Origin of the sequence: Flavobacterium sp. LAR06 (assembly GCF_041946075.1) — a bacterium.
Classification (GTDB): Bacteria; Bacteroidota; Bacteroidia; order Flavobacteriales; family Flavobacteriaceae; genus Flavobacterium.
In genome coordinates this window covers 366766-389275 of sequence record NZ_JAUTYT010000004.1, presented here as the reverse complement: position 1 = coordinate 389275, position 22510 = coordinate 366766, and the positions used below count along the sequence as shown (strand labels likewise).

The following is a 22510-nucleotide window of genomic DNA, read 5'->3' as shown; positions in this document are numbered from 1 at the left end:
CAAACTTTTTTACAATCAACATCCGAATCAATCAAAGAATTAAAAAAAGGGATTATCTTTGCATCACATCAACACAAACTAATTTTCATGAGTTCAGATTCTAGCAAAAGGTACGCGCAAAGAGGTGTTTCAGCATCAAAAGAAGACGTACACAACGCCATTAAAAATATTGATAAAGGTTTATTTCCTCAGGCATTCTGCAAAATTGTCCCTGATTACTTAACTCAGGATTCAGATCATTGCTTAATTATGCACGCTGACGGAGCCGGAACAAAATCGTCTTTGGCGTATATGTACTGGAAAGAAACTGGCGATATTTCAGTTTGGAAAGGAATTGCTCAGGATGCTTTAATCATGAATATTGATGATTTATTATGTGTTGGTGCAACAGATAATATCCTGCTTTCTTCTACTATAGGAAGAAATAAAAACTTAATTCCTGCTGAAGTTATTTCGGCCATTATCAACGGAACAGAAGAATTAATCAACGAACTAAAATCTTTCGGTGTAACCATTCATTCAACAGGTGGAGAAACTGCCGATGTTGGAGATGTAGTTCGCACTATTATTGTAGATTCGACCGTAACAGCTCGTATGAAACGCAGCGATGTTGTTGATAATGCCAATATTAAAGCAGGCGATGTAATTGTTGGTTTGGCATCTTTTGGTCAGGCAACTTACGAAAAAGGCTATAATGGCGGAATGGGAAGTAACGGATTGACATCGGCACGTCACGATGTATTCGGAAAATATTTAGCTAAAAAATATCCGGAAAGTTATGATGCTCTTGTTCCTGAAGAATTAATTTATTCAGGTCAGGTAAATCTAACAGATGAAGTAGAGAACAGTCCAATAAACGCTGGTCAGCTGGTACTTTCTCCAACAAGAACTTATGCGCCAATTATCAAGAAAATTTTAGATACTTATACGCCAAATGAAATTCACGGAATGGTACATTGCAGTGGAGGAGCGCAGACTAAAATTCTTCATTTCGTTCAAAATTTACACATTATAAAAGATAATTTATTCCCGATTCCACCATTGTTCAAGTTAATTCAGGAACAATCAAAAACCGATTGGAAAGAAATGTATCAGGTTTTCAATTGCGGTCACCGTATGGAAATCTATGTTCCTGAAAATATTGCTCAGGATATTATTGCGATTTCAAAATCATTCAATGTAGATGCACAAATCGTTGGTAGAGTAGAAGCAGCTGATGCTAAGAAATTGACAATTAGCAGCGAATACGGAACTTTTGAATATTAAAAAATATTTCACCATATAAGTATATAAGTTCGTTTAATAAGCTTCAGAAAAACTTTAATGGACTTGTATCGCTTATATGGTTTAAAAAACATATCACTCATGTACGAACTACTTTTTTGGAGATATTTGGATGAGATTTATTTAAATCATCATGAAGTTTATGAAGCACTTCTTGAAAAAGAAGAAGTTGAGGGATTAGAAACACTTCCGGTCGAGGTAATCTTTAACCGAATCGCTTCAGTATTCTCAGAATGGGAAAAAGTAGATGAGAACAGCTGGCAAAACACAAAAGGTAAAGGTGCATTCCAGGTTATTTCAACTCCACAAAGCATCAAAATCGACTGTTACGGAACCGAAGGCAAAACCATGAATAAGCTGGTCGAGCTAATGGAAGAATTCAAATGCCCGTTATACGACCCGCAAGTGCCGGAACGTTACGATGAAATGAGCGAATAATTATAAAGAACTGTCCCAATTTTAGGGACAGTTTTTATTTATATGCAATTCTAATTTTTCGCCATTTCTGTCGATGGATTTAAAAGAATTGGTGCTCCAAAACCAACTTGTTCTAATTTTGGCAGCTGCGTTTTTGCGTCACCTGCTACTACATAAATCATTTCATTTACGTTTAAATATTTGTCGGCAAGTTTTTGAATCTCCTCAATTGTCATACCTTTTACAATGTTTTCACGCTGTTTAGCATAGTCATTTGGAAAGTTATAGTTGCCGATCTCATAAAGCATATTCAGTTTAGCTGATAAAGTTTCAAATGCCCTTGCATTACTTTTAATTAAAAAGTCTTTAGTGACATCAAGATCGCTCTTGCTGAATTTTTTACCGTACTGCTCTGTTATTTCTTTTATCAAACTAATTGATTCATAGGTTATGTTAGATCGTACACCACTTTCAATAGAAAATGAACCTTTGTTGTTTGAACCTTCAAACATAGATGAAATACCATACGTATATCCTTTTCCTTCTCTTAATTGTTGTGTCAGTTCAGAGGCAAAGCCACCTCCTCCCAAACGGTAATTCATTACTTTGGCAGGATAAAAATCTTTGTCAGTAGCGGCAAGAGCAAGATATCCTATTCGAATAACAGATTGTTTTGCATCAGGAACGTCATAAAAATAAATTTTTGATTTGGCTACTCCTTTTGTGCTTTCTATTTTAGGAATAATAATATCTTTCGACTTCCATTCTTCATTTAATGAATTTAATGAACTATTCACATCTGACTCCGAAATGGCACCAACAATTTGAAAATTAGAAACAGAGGGAGAAATATTCTTCGTATAGTAGTTTTTCAAATCTTCAATAGTAGTGTTTTTTACAGAATTCTCGGTTCCAATATTGTTATTGGACAGAATAGATGCTTCGCCGTGAATTATTTTTTTAAACTCATTGTCTGCAATATCGTTTGGACTTGCTTTTTGCTGTAGAATTTTGCTTAAAGTACTTTGTTTGATTAAATCAAATTCTTTTGCATCCCAACGTGGTTGAAGTATTATTTCCTGAACCAGTTTCATTGTTTCGTTATAGTTCTTTGCCAGTGTATTTCCCTTAATAAAAACAGCTTCATCAGTTGCATAGGCTTTAATTACTGCACCAAGACTTTCGATTGCATTTTCTAATTGTTCAGGTGTTTTGTTTTTTGTTCCTTTTGTCATCAATTCTGCCATCATATTAGAAATGCCTATTTTATTTGCAGTTTCTAAAAGCATTCCGCCCTTAATTTGTAATTGAAACTGAACAAGAGGTACTTCATGGTTTTCAATTCCCAAAACGTTTATACCAGATGATAATTTCTTTTTCCAGACCACAGGCAATTTTACATTAGGGCTTTCTCCGTAGGGAGGCTCTACACTTCTGTCAAAAGCTGAAGGTGTTTTTTTATACGTAGCTGCAATACTGGCATCAAAAGTATCCTCTTTACCGTTAATTATTTTTTCTTCCTCAAGCACAGCTAACTCAGAACCTTCCAAAGCTAAATTGGCCTGACCTTTTGGTACGAAACTCGTAGCTACAAAATGTTTTCCTTTTATATATGTATTATAAACCCGCGTAACATCTTCAGAAGTTACTGCAAGAATATTTTTTATATCCTGATTAATATAATCTGGCGTTCCCGCATAAATCTTATATTGGGCCAATTGAAATCCTTTTCCCAGAACACTTGCTAAATCATTGTAAAAGGCGGTTTCCTGTGTGGCTTTAATTCTGTTTAAATCCTGTTGTGAAATTCCTTCGGCTTCAAAATTTTTAAACGATTCGTTTATTCCTTTTTGTACTTCATTTAAATTTGTTTTATCAAAAGCAGTAACCTGAACGAGATACTGTCCCGCTATTTCAGAATTATATTGAGACATATCGACATCGTCAGTCAATTTTTTGTCTTCTACAAGTGTTTTGTATAGAGGTGCTTTTTTACCCCTTGAAAGGTAATTGGCCAAAACTTCTAAGGCATAACTATCAGGGTGATATTTATAAACAGATGGCCATGTAATAGTTAATTGCGGTAAACGGGCAAAATTATCTTCATAATAAAGTTTTTTAGATGCTGTAAGCGTTACAGGTTGCTTCTCCATATTCGGAATATCTACGCCACGTTTTATTTCGCCAAAGTATTTTTCCACCCATTTTTTTGCTTGATTTGTATCAAAATCACCAGCAATGGTTAACGTTACATTATTAGGCACATACCAGCGATTGTAGAAGTTTTTTACGTCATCTAATGTCGCATTTTGTAAATCTTCCAAAGAACCAATAACTTCCCAGCTATACGGATGTGAAGCAGGATATAGATTTTTATCAATTACGGCAAAAGTATTTCCGTAAGGTCTATTATCGTAACTCTGTCTTTTTTCATTTTTAACTACTTGTTTTTCTTTGGAAAGAACAGGATCTGTTACAGTGTTAATAAAATAACCCAGTTTATCGGCTTCGGCCCAAATCATTTTTTCCAAAGCATCTTTAGGTACCGTTTGATAATAATTCGTACGATCTCTGCTTGTTGAACCATTCGCACCAGAGCCACCAATTCGTGCGCTCATTTTATCAAGTCCTCCTTTTCCTAAGTTTTCTGATTCGAGAAAAAGTAAATGTTCAAATAAATGGGCAAATCCAGTACGGCCTGTAGTCTCTCTGGCTGATCCTACATGACAGGTCAAAGCGACAGCAACAACCGGATCAGATCGATCAATATGAAAAATTACATTTAGTCCGTTATCTAATGTAAACTGTTCAAATTCTACCTTAAATTCCTTCGACTGGCTTGTTTTATTCTGATTTTGCGAATAAGAATAAAATCCAGTAAAAAAAACAAAGAGAAGTATTAAAAAAGGGTTTGATTTCATGGTTTGGCTTTTGTAGTTGAAACTTGATTTTTATTTTAACTAATTTGGTTATTGATCTTACAACGAAATTAATGAAATAAAAAGAATAAATTATTGAATGTTAATAAGTTAAATTTTGTTAATTTTTGACTGAAATAAGCACAAATGCGGTTGGTTGTAAAACTTGGTTTTTAATTTTTATTCGATCATTTTTGACAGTTCATATGATCAATGTTTAAAAGAACTTCGTTTCTTTGTATTCATCCAAAATAAGGTAGACATGAATTTGAATTTTCCTCAAAATGTAGTACTCGAAGACGAAATGGTTTTACTTCGTCCGCTAGAACCCACCGACATCGAAAATCTATTAGAAATCTCCATCAACGAACCAGAAACCTGGAAATATTCTTTAGTAGGAGCAGATGGAAAAGAAAACCTCATTAATTATGTTGAGTCGGCACTAAAAGCAAGAGAAGAAAAAAGAGAATTCCCATTTATCGTTTTCGATAAAAAATCTCAAAAATATGCAGGTTCGACTCGTTTTTATGATATTCAGCTTCAATATAAAACTTTACAATTAGGCTACACCTGGTACGGCTCTGCTTTTAGAGGTACCGGTCTTAACAAACATTGTAAATTCTTATTACTTCAATTTGCCTTCGAAACTTTGGGAATGGAACGTGTAGAATTCCGTGCTGATAATAACAACGAAAGAAGTATCGCTGCGATGAAAAGCATCGGATGTAAAGTCGAAGGTGTTTTAAGAAGCCACATGCCAACCGCAAACAGCGAGGTTCGCCGTGATTCGATAGTTTTAAGTATTCTTAAAAACGAATGGTTTGACGAAGTAAAAGAAAATCTGAAAGGGAAATTATAATTGACTAGGAATTCTAATAATAGTCATTATTTTGGAATTCCAGTTTTAGAACTCAAGAGAGTATATAATTTTCTGTTGTCTTTTGACAATGAAGACCAACTATCTATCGATGAATATTTGCATGAAATACTGGTACTGCAATAACTGATTTCGATTGATATATTTTCGCCAGCGCCACAAGTTAGCATTGTATGAGAAAGAGCTGGATTTTTTATGATTTGGTAGGCGTATTTTGCCAAACTGTCACACTCCTTCTTAGTAAAATTTAACTTCTTTTGTACTTTTTCGTATTTCCCATTTTTCTGCTTAACCAATTCTTCTGAAAAACTGTAATCATAAGTTACATAAATACTTTTCTTATTTGATTCAAAAATAATCGTACAATAATCTCTCAAATTCGGATCTTTATTTTCTTTTTTTTGAGAACAAGAGTAAGTTATAATACATAGTATAACTGTTGAAGCAATTAATATATATTTTTTCATAATTCATGAAAGTTGATTCATTAAAGTTGAAAACTTTATTGTTATTGAGTTAGAGTTAACTACCGATCTTTCAATAATAACCCCTGTTCCTTTCTTATTTTCTCGACTAAGTTATCTACATAAACCTTTATTTTCTGCGGTAATAAATTCCAATTCGCATCTTTTTTAAAACTCCTGCATTCATCGAAAACACATTCAACTGCGCGAATTACATATTTTTTATTTTTATAAACGGTAATGATTTTCACTCGGCTTATTTCGTCGTCTTCATTTCTTGTTCCATAAATAATAATGGGTTCAATATAACCATCTCCATCAAGATCTTTAGTACTGCAATATTTCGTCCAAAACCAGATGTTGGTTTCTTGTGGTTCTGTGATTTCAAGTAGATCGTTTATTCGCCATTTTTCGAGAAAACCACCATGATCATTGATAGAACAAATGGCTTGAATTTTAGTATTTAAAGTATCTTTTTTATTAATTTTTTTTTGATTTTCACATAACAGTAATTCATAAACACCGCCTTTATCACTGTACTCAAACGCTTTGTATATTGGAAAATCTGAAACGCCGTCCAGTTCTCGTTCTGTAATTTGCTCTTTTGTCAGTCTGTAACTTTCGACTTTTTGAGCATATATAAATGTCGCAGTTAAATGAAGCAGAATGAAAATATAATTTTTCATGAATGGGATTATATTTTTAGTAACTCAAAGATATTTAAAACGTTTTAAACTCAGAGTAATTTATATTTTTTAAAAAGCATATTTTATTGTATTTTTCTAACCTAAAAGTATTGATAAAACGTTTTAGTAAATGCCTGATATTGTTTTATTCAAAAAATAATGATTAAATAAAATACCCAATGAATAGAGTAAATTGTAAAAAGATTCTTTTTGGATTGTCATTTTTAATGCTTGGATACGTTGCCAATGCACAGAAAAAAGTAAATGAAAAGCGAAGTTTGATTCAATACGTCGATCCCATGATCGGAACAGCGAGAATGGGACATACTTATCCTGGTGCAACAGTGCCTTTTGGAAGTGTACAATTAAGTCCGGAAACAGATACGATTGCTTATGGCTTAAACGGAAAATATAACGGTGAGGTTTATAAATATTGTGCAGGATATCAATATGAAGATAAAACGATCGTTGGTTTCAGTCATACTCATTTCAGCGGAACAGGACATTCTGATTTAGGTGATTTTCTAATTATGCCAACAACGGGTAAGTTGCAATTGAATCCGGGAGTGGCTTCAAAATCTCAATCAGGATATCGTTCTGCATTTTCTCATACAACCGAAAAGGCTGAACCCGCTTATTACAGTGTTGTTTTAGAAGATCATAATATCAAAGCAGAATTGACAGCAACAACTCGTGTTGGAATGCATCAATATACTTTTCCAAAATCGGACGAAGCGCATATTATTCTGGATTTAACTTCGGGAATTTACAATTACGATAAAAAGAATGTCTGGACATTTGTTCGAGTGGAAAATGATACTTTAATTACCGGATATAGACAAACAAACGGTTGGGCAAGAACGAGAACCGTTTATTTTGCAATGTCTTTCAGTAAGCCCATTAAGAGTTACGGACAAGCTGCACAGGAAAAAAGTGTTTACAGAGGTTTTTGGGGAAGATTTGATCAAACCAAAAATTTCCCGGAAATGGCAGGTCAAAATCTAAAATTGTTTTTTGACTTTAATACCGCAGAAGGAGAAAAAATCAAAATAAAAATGGCTTTATCTCCAGTGAGTTCTGCCGGAGCGTTAGAAAACATGAAGAAAGAAGTTCCGGGCTGGGATTTTGAAAAAGTAAAAAAACAAAGTCAGGAAGTGTGGAATAATGAGTTGAATAAAATTCAGATTGACGCCATTCAAAAAGAAGATTATGTCAATTTTTACACTGCCATGTACCACGCCTTTTTAGGTCCAACGGAATACATGGATTTAGATGGAAATTATAAAGGTTTGGATATGAACGTTCATAAAGCAGATAACTTTAAAAATTATACAAGCTATTCTTTATGGGATACTTACAGAGCGTTGCATCCGTTTTTTAATATTGTACAGCCAACAAGAAATTCAGATATGGTGAATTCGATGCTGGTACATTCGGAGCAAAGTGTGCATAAAATGCTGCCAATCTGGTCGCATTATGCGAATGAAAACTGGTGTATGATTGGCTATCATTCGGTTTCTGTAGTGGCTGATGCCATTGTGAAAGGCAATACCAATTTTGATCCGGAAAAAGCACTTCAGGCTTGTGTGAACACAGCAAAAGTACCATATTATGACGGATTGGAATATTATATGAAAATGGGTTATGTTCCTGAAGATAAAAATGGTTCTTCGGTTTCAAAAACTTTAGAATATGCTTATGATGATTGGGCGATTGCACAGGCTGCTAAAAAATTAGGTAAAACAGAAATTTATAATGAATTCATCGAAAGATCTAAAAATTATAAAAACGTTTATGATGCTAAAACAGGTTTTATGCGTCCTAAACTAAATGACGGAACTTTCAAAAAAGAATTTGATCCATTAGATACGCACGGACAAGGTTTTATTGAAGGAAATTCATGGAATTACAGCTTGTACGTACCGCAAGATCCAGCCGAAATGATTAAGATTATGGGTGGAAATGACAAATTCAATGTTCGTTTAGATTCGTTATTCAATATGCATTTGCCGGACAAATATTTTGAGAATACAGAAGATATTACCAGAGAAGGAATTATTGGAAATTATGTTCATGGAAATGAACCTTCGCACCACGTTGTATATTTATACAATTGGACCAATTCTCCTTGGAAAGCACAAGATAAAATAAGAATGATCCTGAAAAAAATGTACCGAAATGGTGCAGACGGTTTAGGAGGAAATGATGATTTCGGGCAAATGAGCGCTTGGTATATTTTTAGCAGTTTAGGATTTTACCCTGTGGCACCGGGCTCTGATGAATATGCATTAGGAAGTCCGCTGGTGAAAAATGCTGTTTTCAATTTAGAAAACGGAAAAACATTTGAAGTTGAAACAGTAAATCAGTCGGATAAAAATGTATTTGTGAGCAAAGTACTTTTAAACGGAAAAGAATTATCGAAACCTTTTCTAAAACATGGAGATGTTATGAATGGTGGAAAAATCACGTTTTATATGAGTAGTAAACCGAACAAGAAGAATTATCAAAATTAATAAAAAGACAAACGTGACAGATTTTGAAAAAACTTCACGAAATTTGCATCTCAAATAAAAGACACGAATTATGAAAATAAATCTAAAATCAGGAATTGATAAATTGCTTTTCGGAATGAAGCAAAATGATGTTACAGCTGTTTTTGGCAAACCTGATAAAAACTATAAAGACGAAGATGATAATGTGATTTTCGTTTACAATGCGCATAAAATCAGATTGACATTTTATGAAGAAGAAGAACTGAAATTAGGTTATTTAGTAGCGTCAAGCAATGATTTAGAAGTTTTTGGATTTAAGATTATTGGAAGGAAAATTGCAGATGTAAAGAAAGATTTAGCAACAAAAGGAATCACAAAATACACTCAGGAAACTTTTGACACTTTTGAAAATTACTTTAATGAAGACAATTGGTTTATTCTTCAAACTGAATTTGATGAAGTTGTAAAATTCGAAGTTGGAGCAATCATCAATGAAAAAGATGAATTTGCTTGGAAGTTTCCAGTTAAAAAATAATTACGCCTATTTTGTGTCATTTCGAGGAACGAGAAATCACATTCAGAGAGCGACGAACTGTATGTCTTTACTTTATGAGATCTCCTTCGTCGACATGAAAAAGCAAACGTCAAAATACCATAAAAAAAACCGACAATCACTTGTCGGTTTTTTTGTTCATTCATTAAAGGAAAATTATCCTTTCAACCATGCATTTTTTAGTTTCTCTTTAGAAGCGTCTGTTGCTTTAAAAGTTTCTGTTTCTTCGTATGGTAATTTCACAGTTCCTTTGATAGTCTGTTCAACACCGGCACGTTTTATTTTAACTGTAATAGGATCATTTTCTTTCCAGTTTTCACTTTCTCCAATTAAATCATAAATGTTGTCTAAGTTGTATGCTTTATCATTAATAGAAACAATTCCATCACCACCTTTAAGATTTAAATTAGTAAAGAATACGTTCAAGTCAATATCAGCACGTACACTAATCGCTTTCGTTGCTTTGTCAACACCAATATAAGGAGTTTGTCCTTTAATGAAAATTGACCCTGGTTTTTTCTCAGTTGCTTTTGTTACGCCTACTTTTGCTAAATAAAAATCATAAGGAATTGGAGTAGTTCCAGCCACATATTTAGTTAAGAATTCACCAACTTCAGGATAAGTCAATTGGGTAATTTTTGCAAAAAGTTCATTGTCATTAAATGGTTTTTCAACACCATATTCATTAGCTAATTTATGCATTAAATCAAGAATACCTCTTTCTCCGTTGCTTTTCTCTCTAATGATAATATCAATGCACATTCCGATTAAAGCTCCTTTTTGATATACGTTTAAGTATTGATCTTTATAAGGCTGCTCTAAAACATTTTTACTCATTACAGTAAACGACATTGTATCATTTAAGCCTTTAGCCTGTTCAATTTTGTCTGCTATACGAGTATAAAATTCTGCTTCATTAATTAATCCCTGATTGATTTGGAAAAGATTCGCAAAATATTCCGTTACACCTTCATACATCCATAAATGTTCAGACATTTGAGGAGCATTATAGTCAAAATACTGAATTTCTTTTGAGTGGATGGTAAGTGGAGTCACAATATGAAAAAATTCATGTGAAACGACATCTTTCATCGATTCTACTAATTTTTCTTTTGGCATTGATTCAGGTAAAACAACTGTAGTTGCCGTTGGATGCTCTAAAGCTCCAAAACCATGTGCATCATCTTTAGCCATGCTTGATAAATATAATAAAACGGTATATTTTTTAGTAGCATTTACTTTTCCTAAAAAGTTTTTCTGAGCCGTCATCATTGTTTTCATTTCCGGAGTAATGCTTTCTGCAGTAAATTTTCCTGTTGGAGAATAAACAGCAATCAAGATATCCATTCCATTAACGTTGAATGTAGTGTAGTCTGGCTTAGAATACATAATTGGATTTTCCACCAAAATAGCATAACGAGGAGTTTTAAAAACGTCATTTGTTTTACTTGCATCTTCATCAGTCATTGAAGTTGCTCCCCATAATGTTTCAGGATGTGTAATCGTAACATTATATGGAACATCTAGTTTATCTTTAAAATAACCTACAAAACCATGCGTGTTAACCATGAAGTTAACTCCTGCATTGATATTAGTTCCTGCTGGCGAAAAAACATCGTCATTACCAAATCCAGTTCCTTTTTCGGTATCAAAAGTATCTCCAACTAAATAAGTAATCTTTTTTAATGTTTTTGCATTCGAAATTGACCATGAATTATCGTCAATTCTTTTTACTGTTAATTCATTTCCTTTAGCATCAAAAGCTTTAAAACCATCTGAATATTTTCCGTAATTATCCGTAGAATACGTTCCCGGAACTGTTTTTGGAATACTGTAGATAATTTCGTCTGTTTTAATTGAAGGAGGAGTAACGGTTACCAAAACTTTGTCGTCTTTCACATCGACAAGATTGATGTTTACATCTACAGTGTTGCTTTTTGCAGCGCCTGATGTACTACCTGTTTTACAGCTCCATAGTGTTACAGCAAGAGCTAAGGTGTAAATTATTTTTTTCATTTGTTCGCGTTTAGTTATGTGTATTTGACTGATAAAATTGAAAATTGTTACAATACTTATATAAAAATAAAAAAAACTCCTGAATTACAGGAGTTTTATGCTAGTCGAGTTTGTTCTTTATATAATATTTACCATCCAAATCTTCATCAAAATCGTCTATTTTAACTGGTTTTGGTTTCGGTTTATTTGCAATTGCCTTCTTTTTCCACATTTCAAATTTTTCAAGCGGCATTTTCTTTTTCATGATTTCCAAAACTTCTTTTTCTGCCAATCCAAATTCTTTTTTAATAATTTCAAATGGATTTCTTTCTTCCAAGGCTAGCGAAACAAGTTTTTCTGTTTGTTCCCAGCTCAACTCTTTGCGGTTACTCTTTTTCATCACGTGAAAATTAATTCAAAATAGGGGTTAATGATTAATAGATTGATTTTCAATTTAAGTATCAATATTAATAAAAAAAATAATTAGTTGGTTCGATCAGGGATGTTTTTTTTAATGATTTTAACTGTTTTTTATTGATCTTGATTTTTGAAACGGAATTTGTAGCAGATTTTTCAATTTGTTGTGCTCTTCGGGGGCCATATGCGTGTCAACTCCATATATTAATTCTCCTTTTGGGAGCGTTGTAAAAGTGCCAAAAAGCCGATCCCAAACAGAAAAAATGTTACCATAATTACTATCTGTGTATGGCAAAACATAATGGTGATGAACTTTATGCATATTGGGAGATACAATGAAATAACTCAGAAAAACATCTAATTTATTTGGTAGGGAAATATTGGCATGATTAAACTGAGAAGCAACCACAGATAAGGATTGATATAGAAAAACCATCCACATCGGACTTCCTACAATTAAAACACCGGCAGTGGTAAATAAAAAGCGAATAACACTTTCTCCTGGATGATGTCTGTTGGCCGTTGTAGTGTCAATCCACGTATCAGTATGATGAATAAGATGAAATCGCCACAGAAATTTTACTTTATGCTGAACAAAATGTGCCAGGTAAGCGCCAATTAAATCCAAAAGAAGCAATCCAATAATAGTATGCAGCCAAATAGGAATTTCAGGTAACCATTGCAGGATTCCGAAATGATTTTCTGTCGTCCAGCTGGCCGTTTTAATCAGGATAAAAGCCAAAACAAAATTGACAATAATTGTAGTAAGTGTCAGGAAAAAGTTGATTCCGGCGTGATGCCATTTTCTGTATTGCATTTGAAATAAGGGGAACGTATTTTCAATTAACCAAAAAATAGTGATTCCTCCAACTAGAATCAAACTTCGGTGCGAAGACGGAATTGTACTGAAATAAGCAATAATATCATTCATGATAATGCGATTTTAAAGGAAGCCATTCATCAAAATAAAGCAATAAAAAAAGAGAAAATCAAATATAAATATATCTGATTTTCTCTTAAAATTTTATAATTGAGTAAAAAAATTACGCCGCGTCCTGATTCTGAAGCAATGACTTATAAATAAAACCAGCCACAATAGCTCCTAAAATTGGTGCAACCCAAAACAACCAAACCTGAGATAGTGGTTCTCCACCAACAAAAACAGCTTGTGATAATGATCTTGCAGGATTTACAGAAGTATTGGTAATAGGAATACTTATTAAGTGAATTAAAGTTAAACCTAATCCGATGGCGATGCCGGCGAATCTTCCGTTTGCAAATTTATCAGTTGCTCCTAAAATGATTAGTAAGAAGAACAATGTTAGTACAAACTCAGCAATAAAAGCCGATTGTAAAGAATATCCATCTGGAGAAAATGCGCCAAAACCATTAGACGCAAAAGCCCCGGCTTTAGTGTTATCAATTGCAAAACCTGCTTTTCCTGAAGCAATTGTGTACAAAGTTCCTGCTGCTGCAACTGCACCAACACATTGTGCGATGATGTATGGAATTAAATCTTTGGCAGAAAATCTTCCTCCAGCCCATAAACCAAAAGATACAGCAGGATTAAAATGCCCGCCTGATATATGCCCAACAGCATAAGCCATTGTTAATACAGTTAAACCAAAAGCTAAGGCTACACCGGCAAATCCAATTCCTAATTCAGGAATTCCAGCAGCAAAAATGGCGCTTCCGCAACCTCCAAATACAAGCCAATAGGTTCCGAAAAATTCTGCAAATAATTTTTTCATAATAAAATAATTTAATGGTTAATGTTAGAATGTATATTGGTAAGCCCAATAAATCAAAATAATTTGTAAAGGTAAACGTATAAATAAAATCCATTTTGGCAAGCAAAAACCAGCTTTTTTATCTTGAAACATGAAGAGGTTAGCAGGAAAAATAGCAATCAATAATGCTATAATTCCCCATGCAGCAAATCTTTTTGAGAAAGGAAACATCAGCAGAACACCAAATAGTATTTCGGCAGCTCCACTTAAAGTATTTATTAATTTAGGGTTTTTAAATATAGGTGGAATGATTCGAATGTACATTCCTGGGCTTCTAAAATGATTAATTCCGGCAATTATATACAGAAAAGCCATTAAATATAAATGCCAGGGTAAGTTCATGATATCTTATTGTTTATCACGAATTTATAAAAAAATTAACAATTATTGCATTACAAGAAGCTTTTTTTTGATAGTATATAAAATGAACTAGTTTTTACGTTTAAAATTTACATTCATTATAATAATGGCGAGGATAATTAAAACAATTCCAACCCATTGAGAAAAGATAACTTTTTCGTTTAAAAGTACATAAGCCATCATTGCCGAAACAGGTAATTCTAAAGCAGAAACAATACTTCCTAAACCAATTCCGGTTAACGGAAAACCTGCATTCATAAGCATCGGAGGGATGATAGTTCCAAATAGAGATAACACAATTCCCCATTTCATAAAAATCTCCAGATTAAATGGCGTTACCTGAGTAACAAATGCAAATGAAAAAACAATTACGGCACCTCCTAAAAGCATATATAAACTACGCTGTGCTGATGAAATTTCAGTAGCAACACGATTTGCGGTAAACATAGTTGTAGTGAAAGAAGTCGCAGCCATTACTCCCCAAGCCAGTCCTCTCCAATCTAATTGTATATCATTATTGATGATATTAGTAGCCAAAACAGTTCCGATAAGGACAATGAAAACGGCAATTACTTTTTGCTTTGAAGGTAATTTTTTCTCTAAAATCATCTCCAGTAAAACACCCATCCAAACAGTTTGCATCAATAAAACGATTCCAATAGAAACTGGAATGTATTTGACAGCCAAATAATAAAACAAACTTGTCATTCCTAAAGAAGTACCAGCCAGCATTAAGCTAAAAATGTTTTTTGGAGTGGCTTTTACCACCTTGTCTTTGTGCTTTATTTTTTGAAAAGTATTAATTAACAGAATTCCAATAATCCCCAAAACAAATTGAGAAGTTGTTACTTCGGCGGTTGTGTATCCTTCAGAATAGGCCATTTTTACAAAAGTGGCTAACATCCCGTAAGTTGTAGCTCCTAAAGCAACTAAAAATACTCCTTTTAATACATTGTTTTGTGACATCTGAATTTATTTTTTAAAAAATTTAAGCCGGCAAAGGTAAGCTATTTTGTTTGTGATTTAGCATAAAATTGAGGCAAACGTTATTCTTTATCTATTTTTTAAGATCTGATTAAAGTGTAAATTGAATATTTCTCAGAATGATAAAAAGGAATTAAAATATAAAAGCCACCAAATTCTGTGATTTGATGGCTTTGTATTTTTGGTTAAAATAATCTGAATGAATTACTTCACAGGTTGATTTTGATACGTTTCAATTTCAAAAATTAAAGTGGCGTTTGGCGGAATTACACCTCCGGCACCTTTTTCTCCATAAGCTAAATTGGATGGCAGGAAGAAAATTGCTTTTTGTCCGTCAGTCATCATGTCAAGCGCTTCAATGAACCCAGGAATCATTCCGTCTTTTTTACCTACTGTAAAAGGAAAAGCTTTGTATCCGCCTTGTGCATCTCTGTTGGCATCATATTTACCGTACGCTTTTGCTACACTTGGCATACTGCTGTCAAATAAGGTTCCATCTTCAAAATAACCTGCGTAATGAAAGTAGATGTTTGATCCCTCAGCACCTTTTACTCCGGTTCCTTTTTGTGTAATTACATATTTTAAACCAGAAGCAGTTGTTGTTGCTTTTGCTTTAGTGGCAGCAAAATAAGCAGCTTTTTCTGAAGCTACTTTTTTAGTTAGTTCCTTTTGTGCTTCTAGTTTTTGAGCTTCTATTTTTTTATCAGCTTCCCGATTTTTTTCATAGTCGCTAAAAACTTTTACAGCGTCAAATTTCTTAGCTGCAGCACCTTTACGCGTAATGGTAATTTTTGTCATAATATCACCCTGAACAATTTTATTTACATTGTCCATTCCAGAAACTACATGTCCAAAAATAGTATGTTTGCCATTTAACCAAGGTGTTTCTTTGTGTGTGATAAAAAACTGGCTTCCATTAGTAGCAGGGCCAGAATTTGCCATTGCTAAAATACCGCCTTTGTCAAATTTTAATTCTTCTCTAAACTCATCTTTAAAAGCATAGCCCGGTCCTCCAGAACCATTTCCATCAGGATCTCCACCCTGAATCATGAAATCGTTAATAACTCTGTGGAATTTTAATCCGTCGTAAAATGGCTTTCCTTTTAGTTTTTCGACTTTAACATTAGGATTTTTACCTTCTGCCAAAGAGATAAAGTTAGCAACCGTAACAGGAGCTTTTACATATTCTAAAGAAACAACAATATCTCCTTTTGTTGTAGCAATAGTAGCAAAAATACCATCATTTGGATCTGCTTTTGCAACTGTTTTTGTTGGCGCAGCTTTTGGCTTGGCGACAGGTTTTTTTGTTGTCTGAGCCTGCATATTTACTATTGCAAGGCAAAATAAAAATAGAAATTTAAATTTCATCGTATTCCGAATTTAAGTCTATGATAAGTTTTAAAATATATTATTGTTGTTTTTCTAATAATTGAATTTCGAAAACAATATTAGCATTTGGTGGAATAACATTACCAGCTCCAGTTGCGCCATAAGCCAAATGAGATGGAATGAAAATAACCGCCTTATCTCCAAATGAAAGTTGTTCAATTCCTTCAATAAAACCTGGAATCAGACCTGATTTGCTTCCCGCTGTAAAAGGAATTGGCTGATATGCTTTTGCCTCAGCTCTTGCAGGATCAAATTTTCCAAAAGTTGTAGCAACTTCTTCTACACTTGAATCAAAAAGAGTTCCGTTTTCTAAGAAACCTGAATAGTGAATGTAAACCTGAGTTCCGGTTGCAGGTTTTTTTCCTGTTCCTTTTTCAGTAATTACATATTCTAATCCAGTACTTGTTTTTGTAGCTTTAGCTTTTAAAGCAGCAAGAGCCTCTACTTTTTCTTTTTGAACGCCTGCATATTTACTTTGTTCTTTTGCTATTTCCGAAAAATAATCATGAAATACTTTTACAGCATCAAACTTTTTAGCGGCCTCGCCATTTCTGATGATCGTTACAGTAACAATTTTATCGTCTTGTTTTACCTGATTTACTATTTCTTGCCCTTTTTCAACTACATGACCAAAAATAGTGTGTTTTCCATCTAACCACGGAGTTTCAACATGTGTGATGAAAAATTGGCTGCTGTTCGTTCCAGGACCGTTATTAGCCATTGCCAGAACGCCACCTTTGTCAAATTTTAAATCAGTGATTTCATCTTTAAATTTATATCCGGTATCTCCAGAACCAGTTCCTTCAGGATCTCCGGTTTGAATCATAAAATCTTCAATTACTCTGTGAAATTTTAAACCATCATAGAAAGGTTTTCCTTTAAGATATTCTTTGGTTACAAATTCGTTTTTACCTTCCGCTAAGGTTACAAAATTGGCTACTGTAATTGGTGCTTTTTTATAATCCAATTCAACAATAATGTGTCCTTTGTTAGTTTCAATGTCAGCATACAAACCATCTGGCAAATTGCTATGCTCGTCTTTACAAGAATAAAATGAGGTAACGGCTAATAGTAATAATAAAATACTTTTTTTCATTTTTAAAATGTTGTTTTTATGGGTTTATTGTATCTTTTTTAGTTTGAACTGCTGGTTTTACTGCCGCAGGTTTTGCTGCTACAGGTTTTGGAGTTTGTCCAGGTGTTGTTGGAGGTGCAGTTTGCCCTGTTGGAGTTTGTGTCGCTGGAACTGCCGCTTTTGGAGCTGCTGGATCCTGAACAAAATTACGTAGGGTAACGGTACAGATTAAGGATTCATTAGGACCAATTTTCTTGTTGTCGCCATGGTATCCATAAGCAATATGCGATGGAAATAAGAAAGTTACGGTTTCGTTTTTATGCATTAGTTTGATACCATCACGTAATCCCATCATGATTTCTTGTTTGTCTACATAATAAGTTTGTGGGCCAAGATCAGCTTCTGAATAAATCACATTACCTTTCATGTCTTTTACTTCCAAATTATAATAAGCAATATCTCCTTTTCGGGGAGTTTGCGTTTCGGTTAGATTTCTTTCGTCATAAGAAAGCCAATAACCTTTTCTTGTTGCGTAATATTTTACTTTTGGATTGCTTTTGATGATCTTCTTAATAACATTTTCTTCGTCTGCTATTAATTTTTTGTTACGATCAACTGATTTTTTCATGAAAGATCCTGAGGCTCTCGAAATAGGTCTTCTGGCATCTTCATGTTGTTTACAGCTAACCAATAAAACAGCAAAAAGGAGCGTGTAAATGCTTAGTTTTATGTAGTTCATAGTAGGTTATATTTTTAGTTTAGTTACTAAATCTTCAAATTTTTTCAAGGTTTCTTCCATCGAAACATCTGATCTTCCACCGGCAGCATTACTATGTCCTCCACCATTAAAATGATCTCTGGCAAACTGATTCACATCAAATCCACCTTGTGAACGGAAAGAAATTTTGATAATTTTCTCGTCTTTATTTTCGATAAAAATAGCAGTAAAAACAATACCTTTTATACTTAACCCATAATTTACAATTCCTTCAGTATCACCTTTAACATAATTAAAAGAGTCAAGTTCGTCCTGAGTAAGCGAAGTATAAGAGGTTTTATGTTCTTCAAATACTTTCATATTCTGCAAAGCACGTCCTAATAATTGTAAACGACTGTATGAACTATTATCAAATAATAAAACAGGAATCTGAGTGTTTTCAACTCCTAAGTCAATCAATTCTGCAATAATTCGATGTGTGTTACCCGTAGTTCCTGGAAAACGGAATGATCCTGAATCGGTTAAAATCCCGGTATAGATACAAGTTGCAATGGTTTTATCTAAATCTTCTTTTTTGTTTAAAAAAGAAATGAAATTGTAAACCATTTCGCAAGTTGATCCGTATGATGTATCAGAGTAAGTGTAAGCAGCATAATCATCAGGTTTTTGATGATGATCAATCATGATAAATGGAGCAGTTAGTTTTACTAAAGTATGTTCCATTTCTCCTGTACGATGAAAAGCATTAAAGTCAAGTGTAAAAATCAACTCGGCTTCTTCTAATATTTTGGTACAGTTTTCAGTATCTTTTTCAAATATTTTTACAGTTTCTGAACCTGGAAGCCAGGCTAAAAAGTCAGGAAAATCATTAGGAGCAATAACCGTTGGCTGGTGATTGTTTTTTAATAAAAAATGGTATAAAGCTAAAGTAGAACCCATAGCATCGCCATCTGGTCCTCTGTGCGGTATAATTGCAATTTTCTTTGGAGTCGCAAGCAACAATTGTATTTCCTGAATATCTTGTATTTTCATAGTGTGCGAATTTACATTTTTTTAATGTAATGTTGAAAACATTTTGGAGATTAACACACTTTTATAAATTATGAGTTAAGAGTTATTAGTTATGAGTTATAGTGAACTTTATTTTATTAAAATAGTATTTGAAATTTGATGAAAGTTATTTTGTTTTATGTGGAGAGCGAAATTCCAATTTTAATTTAAGTCTTAGATTTTGCTTTACTGATTTGATTCATAACACTTGATATTTTGAAGCTTAGAGCAAGCATTTTTTCATCATATAAAGTGCTGTTTTCCACTATTTTTTTATAGGCAAGTTCATAAAAGCTAATTCTCAATTTGCAATATTCGATCAATCTTTCATTTTGCTCGTGAATTTCTTTTGGGAGATATAGTTTATCCAGTTCAGTCATCAAAGTAATATTTTCATTCCAATAATAAATACCTCGGTCTTTAATTAAATACAGAGTACTTTCTTTATTTTCAGAATATGAATTGCCATATTGAACACTATAAGCTTCTAGAGCCATTTTTTCCATATCAACAAACTCTTGCATTCTTTTTTCATATTCCATTATCTGATAAATATAAACTTGAGAACTTTTGAAATTTAGATAGAGACAAATAATTGAAATTATGGCGACTGAGTAAATAGAGGTAAGCCCAATTTTTCTTTTTTCGCCCGAAATAAAAACAGTTAAGCCAAAAACAATTCCTGCAAGAAATCCGCCTATATGAGCGGCAGTGTCAATTCCGTCACTAAAGCTGTAACAAATGTTTAGAACTACCAGAACGACAATTTTACCAGTTAGTTTTGTGTCTATTTTTTTTCCTAGAGCAGCAATCAGCAAAACACCAAACATTCCAAATATAGCTCCCGATGGGCCAGCACTTACAAGGTCCTTATTCCAATATAAACTGCTTAAGCTTGCCAGGATTCCGCAGAATAAATATGTAATTAGAAAACTCCATTTTTTTAGATAAGGTTCTAAAAGCAATCCAACGTAAGCAAGCGTAATGCAATTGGCTGCTAAATGAAAAAATCCAATATGTATAAAACAGGCTGACAATAGCCTCCAATATTGGTTTTCATAAGTAAGCGGACCATAATTTCCTCCCCAATCAATTATTTCCTGAACTTCTGGAGCAAAAAAATGAACCCCTGAAAATATCATTATCAGAAAATATATAATATTTAAATAAATTAAAATTGGCGTGATGAAATAGCCTTTTGTTGGGATAAAAATTGAAAAAACAGAATAAAATGAAGTAATTTTTCGTTCCGTTTCTTTTAGTGTTGAAAGGTTTTTTTGTTCTATTTTAATTTGTTCGTGAAAAGCATCCTGACTCAAATTTAGATTTGAAATTTCTTTTAATTCTTCGAAATAAAGGTTTAAAAAATTGTCAGTGTTTTTTTTATTTCGTCCTCGATCGTAAAATTGATTTCCGTTTGATGAACTTGTAACAATTGCAGTGTTCTCCTCATCAAATGCAATGGTAATAGTTTCATTCCAGGTTTTCTTTTTATTTTTTGAAATAGCAAGAACTTCTTTTTCGTTAACAGAAATCAAATTCCAATCTAGTTTTTTACAAATGCTGATTGTCAACAGTATGAAGGCCGATTGTGATAAATTGTTTAACGGAATTAATTCTGAAAAGTTCGCTGGGAATCCAAATGCCATTGTAGTAAGATTTGATTTAGGAAAAACAATACTACAAAAAAAGTCTTAATTATTTAGAAAAAATATTTGTCTACAAATGTTCCAATTCTTTTTTCTGTAATTTCTGGTACAATTTATATTTTGCACCCCTTACAATCTGCGATTTATATATTCCAACAGAACCTGAAGAAAAATAGGCAATTGTACAGGCGATTGCAATGAAAATTCCAGGCTGAATTCCGAATAATTCCATTCCCATAATCGTACAGGCAATAGGAGTGTGGGTAGCTCCTGAAAATACAGCTACAAACCCTATTCCCGCTAAAAGTGCGATTGGCATGGGTATAATTGCAGAAAGAGCACTTCCTAAAGTTGCACCAACAAAAAATAACGGAGTCACTTCGCCACCTTTAAAGCCAGCACCTAAAGTAAAACCTGTAAATAATATTTTAAGCAAAAAATCATACCATTGATTTTGGTTTGAGAAGGATTCTACAATAACAGGAACACCTAATCCTGAGAATTTTGTAAAACCGAAACCAGCAATTGCAATGGCTAAAATGATTCCGCCAATAAAAGGTTGTAATGGAGGATATTTGATGTTTTTTGAAAAAAGAGAACCCCAAAAATGAGTACTTCTGGAGAATAGTAAAGCGGCAAAGCCCGATAAAACACCAACAATTGCGGTATATATGATATTGTGTAAATTGATTGCTGGAATATCGGGAATGCTATAATGGGTATGTTTTACCTGCCAGAATTCGACAGTAAAGTAAGCGGCGTAAGCAACAAGAAAAGATAAAATAATACTTTTGATATTGATTTTACTGAAGTATAAAACTTCCAAAGCAAAAATAGCACCTGCCAAAGGAGTTCCGAAAACAGAGGCAAATCCGGCGCTGATTCCAAGAATAATCAATATTTTTCTTTCGGAATTGTCTAAATTGAAAATTTTGGTGAGTTGGTCTGCGATAGCGCCTCCCATTTGTACAGCAGTTCCTTCACGGCCCGCAGAACCTCCAAATAAATGTGTGATTAAAGTTCCTAAAAGAACTAAAGGAGCCATTTTAAACGGAATAACTTTCTTTGGATTTTCGTATTCTTCCAGCAATAAATTATTGCCTTTTACAACAGATTCTCCCCAAAAATAATAACTGAATCCGACGATTAATCCGCCTAAGGGCAATAGCCAGACGATCCAGTTGTTGTGAATTCTAAATTGTGTAACCCATTCCAATGAAACTAAAAAAAATGCTGAAGCCGATCCGGACAAAATACCTATCAAAAAACAGATCAAAATCCATTTGAAAGTAGTCAGGAATATTTCTTTTAGTTTTTGAGAGATCATCAATTAGGAAGGGCAGATTTTTCGCCACGAATTCACGAATTTAGAAAAAAATATCTGTTTTGATA

General features: G+C 33.4%; 20 protein-coding genes. 5 read left to right on the top strand and 15 right to left on the bottom strand.

All coding sequences use genetic code 11. The features are described 5' to 3' along the window. The first annotated feature begins 87 nt into the window (after window positions 1–87). Window positions 88–1266 carry an AIR synthase related protein gene (locus Q7C23_RS08540; RefSeq protein WP_375032113.1) on the top strand — a complete coding sequence of 393 codons (1179 nt, stop codon included), beginning with the start codon at window positions 88–90 and terminating at the stop codon, window positions 1264–1266. Window positions 1267–1365: 99 nt separating this feature from the next. After that, entirely contained in the window at window positions 1366–1722 is a 357-nt protein-coding gene (locus Q7C23_RS08535; RefSeq protein ID WP_375032112.1) for a hypothetical protein, read from the top strand. A 50-nt stretch (window positions 1723–1772) separates the two neighbouring features. Here the strand turns inward: Q7C23_RS08535 and Q7C23_RS08530 are convergent, their stop codons facing one another. After that, window positions 1773–4622 carry a M16 family metallopeptidase gene (locus Q7C23_RS08530; protein ID WP_375032111.1) on the bottom strand — a complete coding sequence of 950 codons (2850 nt, stop codon included), beginning with the start codon at window positions 4620–4622 and terminating at the stop codon, window positions 1773–1775. 259 nt (window positions 4623–4881) lie between these two features. Here Q7C23_RS08530 and Q7C23_RS08525 point away from each other — a divergent pair, with 259 nt between their 5' ends. After that, on the top strand, window positions 4882–5478 hold the full coding sequence (locus Q7C23_RS08525; protein ID WP_375032110.1) for a GNAT family N-acetyltransferase: 597 nt from the start codon (window positions 4882–4884) through the stop codon (window positions 5476–5478). Between the two features lie 26 nt (window positions 5479–5504). Here Q7C23_RS08525 and Q7C23_RS08520 read toward each other — a convergent pair whose 3' ends face one another. Together Q7C23_RS08520 and Q7C23_RS08515 are read right to left on the bottom strand one after the other, a co-directional pair. Then, window positions 5505–5963 (bottom strand): hypothetical protein, encoded by a 459-nt coding sequence (locus tag Q7C23_RS08520; RefSeq protein WP_375032109.1) that lies wholly within the window; start codon window positions 5961–5963, stop codon window positions 5505–5507. A 59-nt stretch (window positions 5964–6022) separates the two neighbouring features. After that, the gene (locus Q7C23_RS08515) at window positions 6023–6646 is read right to left on the bottom strand and encodes a M949_RS01915 family surface polysaccharide biosynthesis protein (RefSeq protein WP_375032108.1); all 624 of its coding nucleotides are present in this window, start codon (window positions 6644–6646) and stop codon (window positions 6023–6025) included. A 179-nt stretch (window positions 6647–6825) separates the two neighbouring features. Here Q7C23_RS08515 and Q7C23_RS08510 point away from each other — a divergent pair, with 179 nt between their 5' ends. Continuing rightward, window positions 6826–9159 carry a GH92 family glycosyl hydrolase gene (locus Q7C23_RS08510; RefSeq protein ID WP_375032107.1) on the top strand — a complete coding sequence of 778 codons (2334 nt, stop codon included), beginning with the start codon at window positions 6826–6828 and terminating at the stop codon, window positions 9157–9159. Window positions 9160–9229: 70 nt separating this feature from the next. Further along, window positions 9230–9673 carry a hypothetical protein gene (locus Q7C23_RS08505; RefSeq protein WP_375032106.1) on the top strand — a complete coding sequence of 148 codons (444 nt, stop codon included), beginning with the start codon at window positions 9230–9232 and terminating at the stop codon, window positions 9671–9673. 174 nt (window positions 9674–9847) lie between these two features. Here Q7C23_RS08505 and Q7C23_RS08500 read toward each other — a convergent pair whose 3' ends face one another. The 12 genes from Q7C23_RS08500 to Q7C23_RS08445 all read right to left on the bottom strand — a co-directional run bounded on the left by Q7C23_RS08500 (window position 9848) and on the right by Q7C23_RS08445 (window position 22445). Continuing rightward, window positions 9848–11707 (bottom strand): peptidase M61, encoded by a 1860-nt coding sequence (locus tag Q7C23_RS08500; protein ID WP_375032105.1) that lies wholly within the window; start codon window positions 11705–11707, stop codon window positions 9848–9850. Window positions 11708–11807: 100 nt separating this feature from the next. Continuing rightward, the gene (locus tag Q7C23_RS08495; protein ID WP_042563191.1) at window positions 11808–12086 is read right to left on the bottom strand and encodes a DUF2805 domain-containing protein; all 279 of its coding nucleotides are present in this window, start codon (window positions 12084–12086) and stop codon (window positions 11808–11810) included. A gap of 120 nt (window positions 12087–12206) precedes the next feature. Beyond that, window positions 12207–13034 (bottom strand): sterol desaturase family protein, encoded by an 828-nt coding sequence (locus Q7C23_RS08490; protein ID WP_375032104.1) that lies wholly within the window; start codon window positions 13032–13034, stop codon window positions 12207–12209. A gap of 112 nt (window positions 13035–13146) precedes the next feature. Next, window positions 13147–13854 carry an aquaporin Z gene (aqpZ, locus tag Q7C23_RS08485; RefSeq protein ID WP_375032103.1) on the bottom strand — a complete coding sequence of 236 codons (708 nt, stop codon included), beginning with the start codon at window positions 13852–13854 and terminating at the stop codon, window positions 13147–13149. 24 nt (window positions 13855–13878) lie between these two features. Next, on the bottom strand, window positions 13879–14235 hold the full coding sequence (locus tag Q7C23_RS08480) for a DoxX family protein (RefSeq protein ID WP_375032102.1): 357 nt from the start codon (window positions 14233–14235) through the stop codon (window positions 13879–13881). An 87-nt stretch (window positions 14236–14322) separates the two neighbouring features. Further along, window positions 14323–15219 carry a DMT family transporter gene (locus Q7C23_RS08475; protein WP_375032101.1) on the bottom strand — a complete coding sequence of 299 codons (897 nt, stop codon included), beginning with the start codon at window positions 15217–15219 and terminating at the stop codon, window positions 14323–14325. A 222-nt stretch (window positions 15220–15441) separates the two neighbouring features. Further along, on the bottom strand, window positions 15442–16605 hold the full coding sequence (locus tag Q7C23_RS08470) for a peptidylprolyl isomerase (RefSeq protein WP_375032100.1): 1164 nt from the start codon (window positions 16603–16605) through the stop codon (window positions 15442–15444). Window positions 16606–16645: 40 nt separating this feature from the next. Further along, window positions 16646–17722, bottom strand: a complete 1077-nt coding sequence (locus Q7C23_RS08465; protein ID WP_375032099.1) for a peptidylprolyl isomerase — start codon at window positions 17720–17722, stop codon at window positions 16646–16648. 16 nt (window positions 17723–17738) lie between these two features. Continuing rightward, entirely contained in the window at window positions 17739–18440 is a 702-nt protein-coding gene (gldI, locus tag Q7C23_RS08460; protein WP_375032098.1) for a gliding motility-associated peptidyl-prolyl isomerase GldI, read from the bottom strand. Window positions 18441–18446: 6 nt separating this feature from the next. Beyond that, window positions 18447–19451, bottom strand: a complete 1005-nt coding sequence (locus tag Q7C23_RS08455) for a bifunctional oligoribonuclease/PAP phosphatase NrnA (RefSeq protein ID WP_375032097.1) — start codon at window positions 19449–19451, stop codon at window positions 18447–18449. Between the two features lie 185 nt (window positions 19452–19636). Beyond that, window positions 19637–21118, bottom strand: a complete 1482-nt coding sequence (locus Q7C23_RS08450) for a rhomboid family intramembrane serine protease (protein WP_375032096.1) — start codon at window positions 21116–21118, stop codon at window positions 19637–19639. A gap of 70 nt (window positions 21119–21188) precedes the next feature. Then, window positions 21189–22445 carry a voltage-gated chloride channel family protein gene (locus Q7C23_RS08445; protein ID WP_375032095.1) on the bottom strand — a complete coding sequence of 419 codons (1257 nt, stop codon included), beginning with the start codon at window positions 22443–22445 and terminating at the stop codon, window positions 21189–21191. Window positions 22446–22510: the final 65 nt, after the last annotated feature.

Bases quoted from the DNA above. Each gene is read 5' to 3' on its own strand.
- Q7C23_RS08540 (WP_375032113.1), top strand. From the start codon at position 88: ATGAGTTCAGATTCTAGCAAAAGGTACGCGCAAAGAGGTGTTTCAGCA.
- Q7C23_RS08535 (WP_375032112.1), top strand. From the start codon at position 1,366: ATGTACGAACTACTTTTTTGGAGATATTTGGATGAGATTTATTTAAAT.
- Q7C23_RS08530 (WP_375032111.1), bottom strand. From the start codon at position 4,622: ATGAAATCAAACCCTTTTTTAATACTTCTCTTTGTTTTTTTTACTGGA.
- Q7C23_RS08525 (WP_375032110.1), top strand. From the start codon at position 4,882: ATGAATTTGAATTTTCCTCAAAATGTAGTACTCGAAGACGAAATGGTT.
- Q7C23_RS08520 (WP_375032109.1), bottom strand. From the start codon at position 5,963: ATGAAAAAATATATATTAATTGCTTCAACAGTTATACTATGTATTATA.
- Q7C23_RS08515 (WP_375032108.1), bottom strand. From the start codon at position 6,646: ATGAAAAATTATATTTTCATTCTGCTTCATTTAACTGCGACATTTATA.
- Q7C23_RS08510 (WP_375032107.1), top strand. From the start codon at position 6,826: ATGAATAGAGTAAATTGTAAAAAGATTCTTTTTGGATTGTCATTTTTA.
- Q7C23_RS08505 (WP_375032106.1), top strand. From the start codon at position 9,230: ATGAAAATAAATCTAAAATCAGGAATTGATAAATTGCTTTTCGGAATG.
- Q7C23_RS08500 (WP_375032105.1), bottom strand. From the start codon at position 11,707: ATGAAAAAAATAATTTACACCTTAGCTCTTGCTGTAACACTATGGAGC.
- Q7C23_RS08495 (WP_042563191.1), bottom strand. From the start codon at position 12,086: ATGAAAAAGAGTAACCGCAAAGAGTTGAGCTGGGAACAAACAGAAAAA.
- Q7C23_RS08490 (WP_375032104.1), bottom strand. From the start codon at position 13,034: ATGAATGATATTATTGCTTATTTCAGTACAATTCCGTCTTCGCACCGA.
- aqpZ (WP_375032103.1), bottom strand. From the start codon at position 13,854: ATGAAAAAATTATTTGCAGAATTTTTCGGAACCTATTGGCTTGTATTT.
- Q7C23_RS08480 (WP_375032102.1), bottom strand. From the start codon at position 14,235: ATGAACTTACCCTGGCATTTATATTTAATGGCTTTTCTGTATATAATT.
- Q7C23_RS08475 (WP_375032101.1), bottom strand. From the start codon at position 15,219: ATGTCACAAAACAATGTATTAAAAGGAGTATTTTTAGTTGCTTTAGGA.
- Q7C23_RS08470 (WP_375032100.1), bottom strand. From the start codon at position 16,605: ATGAAATTTAAATTTCTATTTTTATTTTGCCTTGCAATAGTAAATATG.
- Q7C23_RS08465 (WP_375032099.1), bottom strand. From the start codon at position 17,722: ATGAAAAAAAGTATTTTATTATTACTATTAGCCGTTACCTCATTTTAT.
- gldI (WP_375032098.1), bottom strand. From the start codon at position 18,440: ATGAACTACATAAAACTAAGCATTTACACGCTCCTTTTTGCTGTTTTA.
- Q7C23_RS08455 (WP_375032097.1), bottom strand. From the start codon at position 19,451: ATGAAAATACAAGATATTCAGGAAATACAATTGTTGCTTGCGACTCCA.
- Q7C23_RS08450 (WP_375032096.1), bottom strand. From the start codon at position 21,118: ATGGCATTTGGATTCCCAGCGAACTTTTCAGAATTAATTCCGTTAAAC.
- Q7C23_RS08445 (WP_375032095.1), bottom strand. From the start codon at position 22,445: ATGATCTCTCAAAAACTAAAAGAAATATTCCTGACTACTTTCAAATGG.